The organism is Trinickia caryophylli, assembly GCF_034424545.1.
GTDB lineage: Bacteria > Pseudomonadota > Gammaproteobacteria > Burkholderiales > Burkholderiaceae > Trinickia > Trinickia caryophylli.
Genome location: NZ_CP139971.1, coordinates 228,195 through 240,449 on the forward strand (window position 1 = coordinate 228,195; position 12,255 = coordinate 240,449).

Here is a 12,255-nt window from a genome sequence, read left to right on the forward strand (position 1 = left end):
CAAAATGACGGGTTTGGCGTCCCACGGGCGAATACAAGGCTGGACCGATGAAAATTCTCATGACCGGGGCGACTGGTTTTCTGGGGAGCAGGTTGCTCGGTCGATTGCTGGCCGCCGGCTACGACGTAACGGTTCTGAAGCGATCGTTTTCGGACGTGCGACGCATTCGGGAGTCACTACCGCATGTTCGCTGTTTCGATCTCGATCGGCAGACACTCGAAAGCGCATTTTGCGGCGGGCCTTACGACACCATCGTGCATTGCGCAACGAATTACGGCCGACAGGAGGGCATGCAGGCGCGCTCGGGCATGATCGAGACCAACCTGCTGCTGCCGTTGCGGTTGCTCGAATCGGCGGTCGAGCATGGCGCCAGAAACTTCGTCAATACCGACACCCTGCTCGATAAAGGGGTATCGCCGTATGCTTTGTCGAAGTTGCAGTTTCGCGAATGGCTCAAGCATTTCTCCGGGGAAATCGGTGCGACGACGGTCTCGCTCGAGCATTTCTACGGGCCCGACGACGACAGCAGCAAATTCGTCACCCATATCGTGCGGGCCTTGCTGGGTGGCGTACCGGCGATTCCCCTCACGCCCGGCGCACAGTTGAGAGATTTCATCTACATCGACGATGTCGTATCGGCATTCTCGTATGTATTGGACGATCTGAATACACGGCAGCGCGGTTACGTGGAGTACGAAGTCGGGACTGGGAAGACAACCAGCATTCGCGACTTCGTAACGCTTGCGAAACGGCTCTCGGGCAACCAGATCACCCAGCTCGAATTCGGCGCGATCCCGTACCGCCCTCATGAGCCGATGAACGTCCAGGTCGACACCTCGCGCTTGGATGCGGCGGGGTGGCGCCCTCTGGTCAGCCTCGAAGACGGCTTGAAACGTACCTTCGAATACGAACGGACTCTTTTCCGATGAAATATCTGATTACCGGCGGTTGCGGCTTTCTCGGCACCAACATTGCGGCCAAGGTGCTGAGCGATGGGGGGCGGCTCGTCTTGCTCGACGATCTGTCGCGATACGGGTCGGCGAGCAACCTGCAATGGCTGCGCGAGCGCGGCGACCTCGAGTTCGTGCATGCGGACATCCGTTGTGCGGACGACTGCGACGCCGCGATTGCGCAGCATCAGCCCGATGTGGTGTTCCACTTCGCCGGGCAAGTCGCGATGACGACATCGCTTGCGCGCCCGCGCCGGGATTTCGAAATCAATGCGCTTGGCACGCTCAATTTGCTCGAGGCGGTGAGAGCGCACAGCCCGAACGCCGCTTTCGTCTATTCGTCCACCAACAAAGTCTACGGCGATCTCGAGTTTCTGCGCTACGACGAAACGCCCACGCGTTACGCGTTGCCCGACTTTCCCAACGGGGTGCCGGAGACGATCGGACTGGACTTCCACTCTCCGTACGGATGCTCGAAAGGCAGTGCGGACCAATACGTTCTCGATTACGCCCGCATGTTCGGCCTGCGAACGGCAGTATTCAGGCATTCGTCGATGTACGGGGGGCGTCAGTTCTTCAGCGCCGATCAAGGCTGGATCGGTTGGTTTTGCCAGCAGGCGGTGCGGCAGGCCGGCGGAGACACGAGCGAATTCACGGTCTCCGGTAACGGCAAGCAAGTACGCGATCTGCTGCATGCAGACGATATGGTCGAACTGTATTTGCGCGCGGCTGATCGCATTCAAGAGATTCGGGGCGAGGCGTTCAATATCGGCGGCGGCATGAACAACAGCCTGTCCATTCTCGAATTGCTGCATCTTCTCGAGAGCATGCTCGGCACCAAACTGCATTGGCGGCATATCGCGGCGCGCGAAAGCGACCAACGGGTATTCGTGGCCGATCTGGCGAAGGTTCATGCCCGCCTGGGGTGGGCGCCGCGCGTCAGCAAGGAAGACGGTATTCGCAGCATGATCGAGTGGGTGCGATCGATGGGAATCACCGGATGACGTCGTTCTCCGAGAATCCACGCGCGCCGGCGCGCGTCGCGCTCAGTCTCGTCATGCCCGCCTACCAGGAGGAGGAAAACCTGCGCGTATTGCTGCCCCGCGTGCTGGAGGAACTCGATCGACAAGGCGAACCCTACGAGGTCCTCGTTGTCGATACGATGACGCCGATGGACGGCACGCCTCAATTTTGCGATGCGCTGAATATTCGCTATGTGGCCCGGCGCGGCGGCAACTCCTATGGGGACGCGGTCAGAACGGGAATTGCCGAAGCGCAGGGCGACTATGTCATCTTCATGGATTCCGATGGCTCGCATTCGCCCGAATGGATCCCGAAGCTTTACGCGCAGCGGGAAGGCAATGACGTCGTGATCGCATCCCGCTACGTGGAGAACGGCTTCACGGAGAACAGCTGGACGCTCGTATTCATGAGCCGGGTCTTGAACGTCATCTATTCGTTGGTGCTCGGTATCCGGTGTCGCGACGTTTCCAACAGTTATCGGCTGTACCGAAGCGAGCAATTGAAGCGGCTCAAACTCAAATGCGACAACTTCGACGTCGTTGAAGAAATTCTGTTCAAGCTCGTGCGTCATGATCCACGGCTGCGCATCAAGGAGATTCCGTTCACGTTCAAGCAGCGCCTTTTCGGGCGCACGAAGCGCAAGTTGTTCGTCTTCATGCTGACCTATGCGTTTACCTTGATCAAACTGAGGTTCTTCGTCTAAATGCTCGCGCAATTCATGCGATTTGGCGTAGTCGGAGCATTGGGCACGCTCGTCAATCTTGCGGTGTTTGCGCTGCTCGTCGAGCATTGGCACGTTGATCACAACGTTGGAGCGTGCGCGGCGTTTCTGGCGGCCGTGACGCACAACTACGCGATCAACCGTGCATGGACCTTTCGCTCGCATGGTCGGCCGGACGTCTCCCGCCTACGTGGCCTCGCAAAGTACGCAGGCGTCAACCTGCTCGGTTTTTGCGTAGGTCTTATCGGGCTGAACGCGGTCGTGCTGTTCGCTGGCCCGGCGTTCAGCTTGCAAGGGCAGGCTTTGGGGATCGTAATGGGCATGGGGTTCAATTTCCTGCTCGCGAGGCAATGGGTATTCAAGGCGCGGCGCGTGGATGAGGGCAGGCCCGAATGAGCGATCCGGCAATGGAGTTGTCCGTCCGACGAGTGAGTTTTTTTTCCAGATTCGTGCTGATAGGGTTGGGCGCAGCCGTTGTCTTTCATGCCACGATGGCTGCGCTGGGATTGACGTTCCCGTGGACGACGTTTCTCTTTCGGCCCGACGATCGCTTCAATGATTGGCACAATTCTGTTGCGGCCGCTGCAACGCTCGATCCTTATTACGCGGCTACGCGGGCCGTTTCCGCGTATTTTCCATTTGCCTACGAGGTGCTGCGTATTGGCGTTGGCTGGGCAAGGAACGTGTCGACCTCGATTTACCTTGCGATCTCGCTGACGCTCCTGTCGTTGGCGAGTTGGTCGGCCGTGCGCTTCATGGGCCATGTCCGGGGCTGGCAGCGCCACCGGCAATGGAAAGTCTTCATATTGGCATTGGCGGGGTGCGTTGGCTGTTATCCGGTCCTCTTTGCGCTCGATCGCGGCAATCTCGATGTGTGGATCGCTTGCCTTTGCGTCATCCATGCGGCGTCATTGCGTGCCGGCGATCGTCGAACGGAGGCCGCCGGTGCCGTCGCGCTTTCACTGGCGATCGCACTCAAAGCCTATCCGCTCGCGTTCCTTGCGCTCGCGGTGGCGGAACGGAAATACCGCATCGTTGCATGGGCACTATTGGGCGGCCTGTTGCTATCGTTGATTGGCGCGACCGCCCTGTCGGGCGGTATCGTTCATACGCTGCATGGGCTGCAGGCCGGGCTCGCCAAGTATCGCGAGATATACGTGATCGGCCGGGACTCGCTTTTTGCGAGTTCCGATCCATACAATGCGATAAGAACCGTCGAAGTGTTTCGGGGCGCCTCGGGGGCGGCGATCGCGAGCAGGAGTGCCGGCCTGCTCAAGATTTATCAGCCGATTGCTTTCGCCTTCGCCATGCTCGCCGCGGCGTATATTGTTTTCTCCGGTGCGCCGTATTGGCTCCGTGTCATGGCGACTTGCCTCGTTGCCATCCTGTTTCCCAATGTCGCCAACGACTATAAGCTGTCGCTGCTTTTGCCGGGGCTGTTCGCTCTGCTGTTTTCGCAGGCGGAGGATGGCGCAGGGGATCGTCTTCGCCAAAAAGCGGCGCTATTCGTAGTCTGTCTGCTGTTGGTTCCCAAGAGCTACTTTTTCATAAATGGCTTGAGCGTCAATAACCTCTTGAATGCCACGTTGCTCTCGGGACTCATCGCGATCGTCGCATTCGATTGCCGGCGATGGCGCACCGTGCTGCGGCGTTTGTCGGGACGCCGTTTCGACACGCCACATATTGAGCACCCCTGAAAAATCTTGCGCGCCTCGATGACGATTCGCTAGGCTCCCATTCGGAGCGAACCGTCGCTCCTGTTTCTCGACCGGAAATTTAAGCGCTTAAATTTGGAGGCCGCGGTCGCCGGACTCTTCGGGGCGCCGTGCCGACATGGAGGAAGACGAATGAACAGAAGAACTGTTTTGAGCTGGCTCGCGTCGGCCGCCGCGGGTACTGCGGCAAATGTGGTTTTGGGCTCGGGCGGGGCGGTGGCCGCATCGACGCAAGCGGGCGTGGGGCGTGCGCCCCTGGCACTCGGGGCGGACGTATCGACATTGCTCGAACTCGAGGCCAACGGTGCGCGCTATTACGATCGCGGCGTCGCCCGCGATTGTCTGCTGATCCTGAAAGAGCACGGGCTCGATGCTGTCCGCCTGAAGGTCTGGAACGACCCGGGCAATCCGGACTTCTTTCCCGCGAACCAGAGCCCGGCCGCGGGCTACAACAACGCGGAGCACGTCCGCGTGCTCGCGCGCCGTGCCGCCGCATTGGGCTTGCGCGTGTTGATCGACTTCCATTACAGCGACTGGTGGGCCGATCCCGGCAAGCAGTATCCGCCTCACGCCTGGGAAGGAAAGGACGTTGCGCAGACCTGCGAACTGCTTGCCCAGTACACGGCCCGGGTGCTGCGCATGCTCGCGCGCGACGGCGTGCGTCCCGAATGGGTGCAGATCGGCAACGAGATCACAGGGGGCATGCTATGGCCGCTTGGCCGCTACGATCAATGGGACAACCTCGCGCAACTGCTGAAAGCGGGACATGATGCGGTGAAGTTGGTCGATTCGCGTACGCAGGTCATGCTGCATATCGATAGCGGCGGAGACAACGCGAAGAGCCGCTGGTGGTTCGACAGCGCGACCCAGCGCGGCGTGAGCTTCGACGTGATCGGACTGTCATGGTACCCGCAATGGCAAGGGGCGTTGGCCGATCTGAAAGCGAACGTCGACGATCTCGCCGTACGGTACGACAAGGACGTCATCGTCGTGGAAGCGGCCTACCCATGGACCACGAGCGACGGCGATTCCGAGCCCAACGCGATGACGAACACCGGTACGACTCCTTACCCGGCCACGCCGGCCGGGCAGGCGCAGGTGATGACCGCGCTTGCCGAGATCGTCAAGGCCATCCCTCATGGTCACGGCAAAGGCATTTTCTGGTGGGAGCCGGAGTGGATTCCCGTAGCCGGCGTGGGTTGGAAAACCGGCGCGGGCGATCAATGGGACAACAATACCCTCTTTGATTTCAAGGGCCACGCGTTGCCTTCGCTCGACGTATTCAGGGCGCTGCGCGCGGGCCGCTGATCGCTTCAGTAATCGGCGTGAGCGATGGCCGGCGCTCACGCCGCGCCCGTCGGAGAGGGAGCGCGCCGACTAGCGCGAACGCAGAACCCGGCCGCGCGCATCGACTGCAAAAAGCGCAAACGCACACAGTGCAAGCAGGCCGCAGAGCAAAAAGGCTGGCCGATAACCGATCGTTTCGATGATGAAACCCGACAGTACGCCAGCCGCGATCGAACCCACGCGCGAGGCGTTGAAAAAGAGCGCTGTCGCGCTGCCTGGCGCGCGCGGCACCAACTCTTGTACATATGTGAGCCCGAGGCAGGAGGTGATCGCAACCACGCCGGCGCTCAATGCCTGCAAGGGCATGGCCACGGTCACGCTGCGGCAGGCGGCAAGCGCAACGAAATAGGCCACGTGAATGCCGGCTGCGGCCGCAAGCCAGCGTGCTTTGGCCAGCCGCGACGACTTTGCGCCAAGCCACAGCATCATCGGAATTTCGAGCAGTGCCCCGAGCCCGAGCATCGTCGAGACGTCGAGGCGCGTGCCGCCGAGCCGCTGGACGACGTATAGCGGCAGCATGATCATCGTTGCATTCGCAACGAGCCCGATCAGCGTCAACGCGGCCAGTGCTCGTCCCATCGAAGCCGGGGCGTCATCGCGTTTCGCCTGCTTTGCCGTCACGGTGCCCGGTTGGAGAGGCGGTGCCGCATGGTGGGTATCCGCATCGATGCCTGCCGACGGCAGCGTGTGCGCCGGGCCGTGCGTTTCGGCAACGCGCGCGACGAGCAAGGCACAGAGTGCAAAGCTGCCGGCAGCGAAGAAGAAGAGCCCGATATAGCCCGTTTGCGCGAGCACGAGCGCGCCCACGGCTGGCCCGAACACCCACGCGGCAGAGAGCAGCGTGCGCAATGCCGCGGCCGCGAATTCGCGCTGCGCCGGATCGGTGACGGGCAGGGCCGAGCGGCCGAAGGAAAAGACCTGCGACAGCGATGCGGCGCCCGGGCCGATCAGCAGGATGCCAACCGCCATCAGTGCTGCGTAGTCGCGCACGAAGCACAAACATAGATAGCCGGCGGCCGCGGCCGCGAGCGAGCCAAGGAGCCAGGGACGGTGCCGCCCCTGGCGATCCGAGCGTCTGCCCGCCCATGCGCTCGCCCATACGCCGCTCGCCGCGATCGCGGTCATGAACACGCCGAGCCGCAGCGGCGACATGCCCGCCTGTTCCACACCGAAAAGCGATAGGTATGGCGCAGTGAACGATAAGGCGATGCCCAGCATCAGCGTGGCCGATGCCAATGGCAGAAAACGCGGCACGCGGGCAACCCGCATGATCTGTGCGTACACCGGATCAGCGCTCCTCGATCCAGGCCGCCACGTCCACGGGGCCGATGATGGGCCCGCCGAGCACGAAGCGTGCGTCTTCCGGCGCTGGCGCGGGCTGAGGCGCACCGCCGTAATTGAACGCGAAGCACACGCCGTCGCGCTTGCGCGTGCGCACGCCGCTTGCCAGGGCCACGGTGGCGATGCCCGCCTGACGGGCGCTTTCCGCAAGCACGGCGCGCAACAGGGGCGAGTCCACCGATGCGGCGAGCATCGTCACGCGCGCTCGCCGCAAAACGGCCGGTACGCCGTCGTCGAACGCCGCCAGCACTTCCACGCCCGGGCCGGGCTCGGCATGATCGCGCCATTTGCGCGCGTGCCCTTGCACGCCGTCGAACGCCATGCCGGGTGCGAGCGACGGCCGTAGCGATTCGGCTTGGATCACGCGTACGGGCAGGACAGCTTGTAGCCGACCGGGCGGCAGGTTCGGCTCGATTGCGAACGCGGTCGTCTTCGAACCGGTGCGGGGCCCGAAGAGCCAGTGCGTCGAGCCGTTCTCGATCTGGGTCACGAGCGAGGTGGGGACGACGGGCAGCGTCGGCGCGACCACGAGCTCGTAGCCGCTCAGATCGGCTTGCGCGGGCACGATGTCGAGATCGACGCCGAGCGAGCGCAGCGCCTCGTACCACTCGAAGACGTGTTGCTGATAGTCGAAGTCCGCGCCGTGGCGCTGCGTCTCGACCATCCAGTCCGCTTCGTAATCGAAGATCAAGGCCACCTTTGCCGCCGTGTGCGCGCTGCCCGATGATTGCATCGCCGATGCTTGCACCTTCAGCGCCGCAAGCTCCTCGGCCGCGCGCCGGATTTCGAGGCCACCCGGAGAAAGCGTGTCGTCTGGAAGATTCAACCCCGAGTGCATTTGCTCCTGCGCGTAGGGGCATTGCCGCCAGCGAAAGTACGACACCAGTTCGGCGCCGTGGGCGAACGCTTCCCAGGTCCAGAGCCGCACCGCACCCGGTGCGGGAACGGGATTGTGCGGCGCCCAGTTGACGGGGCCGGCCTGCTGCTCCATGACCCACATGCGGCCTCGGCCAATACCGCGGTAGAGGTCGTGACTGAATGCGGACACGTCGGGATGTCCGGTGCGCGCCCAGCGGTGCTTGTCTTCTTCCGGCAGCCCGATCACCTCGGTTCGCGGAATCGGGTAGCTGTCCCACGCGGCCACGTCGAGCCCGCGTTCGGCGAACACGTAATGATCGAAGGCAGTAAAGAAGCCCATGAAGTTGTGCAGCACGTCCCGCCCAGGCGAATGCGCACGGATCAGTTTGGCCTGCAACGCGTGAAAGTCCGCCACTTCATCGGAAACGAAACGCCGGAAATCGAGCACGTGGGCCGGATTGGCATCGGTCGGCGTGTGCAGCGGCAGCTCGATCTCGTCGAAGGACCGGTATTCCATGCTCCAGAACACGTTGCCCCAGGCCATGTTGAGTGCCGCAATCTCGCCGTAGCGCGCGGCGAGCCAGCGGCGGAATTTTTGCAGCGCCGCGCGGCTGTAGCTCGGCAGGGTGTTGTGGCAGCCGAGCTCGTTGTCTGTTTGCCACGCGATCACGGCGGGATGCTGGCCGTAGCGGCGCGTCATCGCTTCGACGATACGTGCGCAATGCTCGCGATAGACCTCGCTCGAAATGTCGTAGTGGCGACGCGAGCCGAATTGCCAGGGCATGCCGTCGCGGGCGATCGGCAGGATGTCGGGGTGCGAATCGACGAGCCACTTCGGCGGCGCTGCGGTGGGCGTGCCGAGAATGACCTTCAAACCCTCGGCAGCGAGTGTGTCGATGGCTGTGTCGAGCCATGCCCAGTCGTAGCAGCCCGGTGCGGGCTCCATGCGGCTCCAGGCGAATTCGGCAATGCGTACGCGCGTGATGCCGAGCGCGGCCATCCGCTTCGCATCGCTCTTCCATTTGTCGCGGGGCCATTGTTCGGGGTAATAGCAAACACCTAAATGCATTGGGGTTCCTTCAGGGAAAATCGACGGGAATCCGGCAGGTATCGCGGCCCATTCGGTCACTCAGCCTTTCGTGGCGCCGAAGGTCAGGCCGGCGACGAACTGCTTTTGCATGGCGAAGAACATCAGCACGGACGGCAGCGCGGCGAGCACGGAGCCGGCGGACACGAGGTTCCAGGCGGTCGTCCATTGACCTTTGAGCGCGGCCACGCCGACGGTGATGGGCGCCGCCTCGTCGCCCTGCGTGAGACAGAGCGCCCAGAAGTAGTCGTTCCACACGAACGTGAAGACGAGAATGGCGAGCGCCGCAAGCGCGGGCCTCACGAGCGGAAGCACCACACGCGCATAGATGGCCCACTCGCTTGCGCCTTCCACGCGCGCCGCTTCGATCAGCTCGTACGGAAGCTCGCGGATGAAATTGCGCAGAAACAGCGTGCAAAAGCCGGTTTGAAAGGCGGTATGAAACAGGATGAGCGCCCACACCGTGTTGTAGAGCCCGAACGTCAGCATCAGATCGCGGACGGGAATCATCAGGATCTGGATCGGCACGAAATTGCCGGCGATGAAAATGCCGAGCAAGACGAGGTTGCCGCGAAAGCGGTAATTCGCGAGCGCGTGGCCGGCCAGCGACGCGAGGAAAATGGCGGCCGCCACGGCGGGCAACGTAATGAGGCAACTGTTCAGAAAGTAATGCAGCATGGGCGTTTGCGTGAGCGCCGTGCCGTAGTTCTCGACGAACGCGAAATGCCGGGGCCAGCCCCAATAGTTGCCTTCCGTCAATTCGTCGCTCGAGCGAATGGAGGTGACGAGCACGGCGATGAGCGGCAGCAGCCAGGCGATCAGCGCGCACGGCAGCGAGACTAGATAAACGAGGCGGGGAAGCGGCCGCCAGCGCGAAACGGGCATCGGGTACATCGTCGGCTCCTTGGGCTCAACTTTCCGTGCGAACGAGTCGCCGCAATTGATAAGCGATATAGACGAGCATGATCGCGAAGAGGACCACGGCAATCGCCGCCGAATAGCCTTCGCGGTAATACTTGATCGCCTGGTCGTACATGAAATAGGCCAGCACGGTCGAACTGTCGAACGGGCCGCCGCCGCTCATGACCGAGATGAGATCGAAGCTGCGCAGCGCGCCGATTACCGTCAGGACGACGGCCATGAACGTGGCCGGGCGCAGTTGCGGCAGAACCACATGCCAGAGCAGTGCGAATCCGCGCGCGCCTTCCATTCGGGCTGCCTCGACAATTTCGCCGTTGATGCCGGTGAGGCCCGTCAGATAAAGAATCATGCAAAACGGAATCTGCGGCCAAAGCGCGGCGAAGATGATGCCGTAGGTGACGTAGCGCGGGTCGCCGAGCACCGGAACGCCGTGTCCGACGATGACTTTGAGCAGCCCGAAGGTCGGATCGTAGAACCAGGAGAACACGAGCCCGACTACCACCCCCGGCAACACGAACGGGGCGAAGAAGAGCGATTTGACGAGGCGAATGCCCCGCACGTTCTGGTTGAGGTAAAGCGCGAGAGCAAGCCCCGCCGGCGGCGCGAGTAAAAAAAGCGCGAGCCAGAGCAGATTGTTTTTCAGCGCGGTGTAAAACGTGTCCGAGGCGATGAGTTCGCGATAGTTGTCGAGGCCGATGAAACTGGGTGCGCTCATGCCGTCCCAGCTATGAAAGCTGAGCCATATGCTGCTCGCGATCGGGTAGATGACGAGCACCGCGAAGAGGGCGAACCCCGGCAGCAGGAACAGCAGCGCCGCGCGCGTACGCCTGCGCGAAAGCGACGCCGCCTGCGGCATCCGTTCGGGCGAGGCATGGCGCGGAGCGCGTTGCGAGAGACTGTGCGACATGAAGGAGGTCCTTCGGAATTCGGTCGGCGTGCGCCGCGTGCCTGGCGGTACGGATGCGGGAGCCCGAAATGCTCCGCACCGCACTGGCCGCGCGGCGCGCGGGCGTCACTTCCTGTAGATGCGTTTGCGCGTGGTTTCGAGGCGCGCGAGGATCGCGTCGAGCTGGCTCGGGTCCGACACGAACTGCTGCATCGCCTTCATGCCTTCGTCGGCCATCTCCTTCGTCATGTCGCGGTCGTAGAATTGCGCGATGCCGCCCGTTGTCGACGAAAGCGTCTTGAAGCCGACCTTCGAGATCGGGTCCTGTGGTTCGGGCGCCTGATTGTTGGAGGGCAACTGCCCCCAGCCCTTGGCAAGCTCGCCGTTTGTGGACGGTTGCTCCATGAAGGCGAGCAGACGCCGCGCGTCGGCCTTGTTCTTCGCCCTGGCCGGCATGACGAGCACGTTGACGGGGCCGTCTTCGGCGACGGGCACAGCGGCATCGATGATGGGGAAGCGGAAATACCCCATTTGCTCGCGCGTGGATGCGGGCAGTCCTGCCGAGAAGAAGGTGCCCATCAGCAGCATTGCGGCTTTGCCGTTCACGAGCAGCGGGCTCGTGGAATCGACGTCGTAGGAAAGCGCGTTATCGATGAAGTAATGATTGTCGATGAGCGTCTTCCACGCCGTGTAGACCTTGCGCACGCGTGCATCGGTGTAGGGAACGTCGCCCGCCATCAACTCCTGGTGGAACGCATAGCCGTTGATGCGCAGATCGAGATAGTCGAACCATGCGGCGAGCGTCCACGCATCGCGTGCCGGAACGGCGATCGGGGCGATACCCGCGGCCTTCAGTTTGCCGCAGTCTTCGAGAAATTGATCCCACGTAGCCGGCTCGCTCGTAATGCCGGCTTTCTTGAAGAGATCCTTGCGATAGAAGAACCCGTAGGCGTCATAACCGAGCGGGGCGCTGTATTGCTTGCCCGCATAGGTCGACGATTGCTTCACCGAGGCATAGGTCTTGTCCCAGCCGTTATTCTTCCAATCTGCGCTGAGATCTTCGAGCAGCCCGCGCCGCGCGAAGTAGGCCATGCGCTCGCCGTTGTGCCAGCTCAGCAGGTCGGGTGGATCTGTTGCGAGCCAGCCCGAGATCTGCACTTTGTAGGCTTCCTCGCCCACGTACGACACTTTCAGGTCGACGTCGGGGTTGGCCTTGCGGAATTGATCGAATGCCTCCTGCCAGGTGGCGCGCTGATTGCCGCGCGCCGAAACCGTTACGTTCAACGTGGCGGCGAGGCTCGTGCCCGCGGCGGCGAGTGCGGCGCCGAGCGCGATTGCTTTGGCGCATACGCTCCATTTCCGGTTCGTTCCGAATTTCATGGTTTGTCTCCTTTCTCCTTGATGGT

The 12,255-nt window shown here is 62.4% G+C and carries 11 protein-coding genes; 6 read left to right on the forward strand and 5 right to left on the reverse strand.

Translation table 11 applies throughout. From position 1 onward, the window contains the following. Positions 1-47 precede the first annotated feature (47 nt). The 6 genes from U0034_RS20335 to U0034_RS20360 all read left to right on the forward strand — a co-directional run bounded on the left by U0034_RS20335 (position 48) and on the right by U0034_RS20360 (position 5,717). Positions 48-929: an NAD-dependent epimerase/dehydratase family protein gene (locus U0034_RS20335; RefSeq protein WP_085225373.1), complete on the forward strand. Its 882-nt coding sequence runs from the start codon at positions 48-50 to the stop codon at positions 927-929. Then, positions 926-1,954 (forward strand): NAD-dependent epimerase/dehydratase family protein, encoded by a 1,029-nt coding sequence (locus tag U0034_RS20340; RefSeq protein ID WP_085225371.1) that lies wholly within the window; start codon positions 926-928, stop codon positions 1,952-1,954. The genes U0034_RS20335 and U0034_RS20340 overlap by 4 nt, the downstream gene beginning before the upstream one ends. After that, a complete protein-coding gene (locus U0034_RS20345; RefSeq protein WP_085225369.1) occupies positions 1,951-2,676 on the forward strand; it encodes a glycosyltransferase in 726 nt (241 codons plus the stop codon). Before U0034_RS20340 ends, U0034_RS20345 begins: the two co-directional genes overlap by 4 nt. Positions 2,677-2,691: 15 nt before the next feature. Next, a complete protein-coding gene (locus tag U0034_RS20350) occupies positions 2,692-3,090 on the forward strand; it encodes a GtrA family protein (protein WP_158243504.1) in 399 nt (132 codons plus the stop codon). Beyond that, complete coding sequence (locus U0034_RS20355) at positions 3,087-4,391, forward strand: glycosyltransferase family 87 protein (protein ID WP_085225365.1); 1,305 nt, start codon at positions 3,087-3,089, stop codon at positions 4,389-4,391. The genes U0034_RS20350 and U0034_RS20355 overlap by 4 nt, the downstream gene beginning before the upstream one ends. A gap of 150 nt (positions 4,392-4,541) precedes the next feature. Next, positions 4,542-5,717 (forward strand): glycoside hydrolase family 53 protein, encoded by a 1,176-nt coding sequence (locus U0034_RS20360; RefSeq protein ID WP_085225363.1) that lies wholly within the window; start codon positions 4,542-4,544, stop codon positions 5,715-5,717. Between the two features lie 69 nt (positions 5,718-5,786). Here the strand turns inward: U0034_RS20360 and U0034_RS20365 are convergent, their stop codons facing one another. The 5 genes from U0034_RS20365 to U0034_RS20385 form a co-directional block, all read right to left on the reverse strand. After that, the gene (locus tag U0034_RS20365) at positions 5,787-7,025 is read right to left on the reverse strand and encodes an MFS transporter (protein ID WP_085225541.1); all 1,239 of its coding nucleotides are present in this window, start codon (positions 7,023-7,025) and stop codon (positions 5,787-5,789) included. 19 nt (positions 7,026-7,044) lie between these two features. After that, on the reverse strand, positions 7,045-9,024 hold the full coding sequence (locus U0034_RS20370; protein ID WP_085225361.1) for a beta-galactosidase: 1,980 nt from the start codon (positions 9,022-9,024) through the stop codon (positions 7,045-7,047). A gap of 60 nt (positions 9,025-9,084) precedes the next feature. Then, positions 9,085-9,936 (reverse strand): carbohydrate ABC transporter permease, encoded by an 852-nt coding sequence (locus tag U0034_RS20375; protein ID WP_085225358.1) that lies wholly within the window; start codon positions 9,934-9,936, stop codon positions 9,085-9,087. A gap of 16 nt (positions 9,937-9,952) precedes the next feature. Beyond that, a complete protein-coding gene (locus tag U0034_RS20380; protein WP_085225355.1) occupies positions 9,953-10,870 on the reverse strand; it encodes a carbohydrate ABC transporter permease in 918 nt (305 codons plus the stop codon). Between the two features lie 105 nt (positions 10,871-10,975). After that, a complete protein-coding gene (locus U0034_RS20385) occupies positions 10,976-12,229 on the reverse strand; it encodes an ABC transporter substrate-binding protein (protein WP_085225353.1) in 1,254 nt (417 codons plus the stop codon). Between the last annotated feature and the right edge of the window lie 26 nt (positions 12,230-12,255).

Bases quoted from the DNA above. Each gene is read 5' to 3' on its own strand.
- U0034_RS20375 (WP_085225358.1), bottom strand. From the start codon at position 9,936: ATGTACCCGATGCCCGTTTCGCGCTGGCGGCCGCTTCCCCGCCTCGTT.
- U0034_RS20340 (WP_085225371.1), top strand. From the start codon at position 926: ATGAAATATCTGATTACCGGCGGTTGCGGCTTTCTCGGCACCAACATT.
- U0034_RS20370 (WP_085225361.1), bottom strand. From the start codon at position 9,024: ATGCATTTAGGTGTTTGCTATTACCCCGAACAATGGCCCCGCGACAAA.
- U0034_RS20365 (WP_085225541.1), bottom strand. From the start codon at position 7,025: ATGCGGGTTGCCCGCGTGCCGCGTTTTCTGCCATTGGCATCGGCCACG.
- U0034_RS20385 (WP_085225353.1), bottom strand. From the start codon at position 12,229: ATGAAATTCGGAACGAACCGGAAATGGAGCGTATGCGCCAAAGCAATC.
- U0034_RS20380 (WP_085225355.1), bottom strand. From the start codon at position 10,870: ATGTCGCACAGTCTCTCGCAACGCGCTCCGCGCCATGCCTCGCCCGAA.
- U0034_RS20345 (WP_085225369.1), top strand. From the start codon at position 1,951: ATGACGTCGTTCTCCGAGAATCCACGCGCGCCGGCGCGCGTCGCGCTC.
- U0034_RS20360 (WP_085225363.1), top strand. From the start codon at position 4,542: ATGAACAGAAGAACTGTTTTGAGCTGGCTCGCGTCGGCCGCCGCGGGT.
- U0034_RS20355 (WP_085225365.1), top strand. From the start codon at position 3,087: ATGAGCGATCCGGCAATGGAGTTGTCCGTCCGACGAGTGAGTTTTTTT.
- U0034_RS20350 (WP_158243504.1), top strand. From the start codon at position 2,692: ATGCGATTTGGCGTAGTCGGAGCATTGGGCACGCTCGTCAATCTTGCG.
- U0034_RS20335 (WP_085225373.1), top strand. From the start codon at position 48: ATGAAAATTCTCATGACCGGGGCGACTGGTTTTCTGGGGAGCAGGTTG.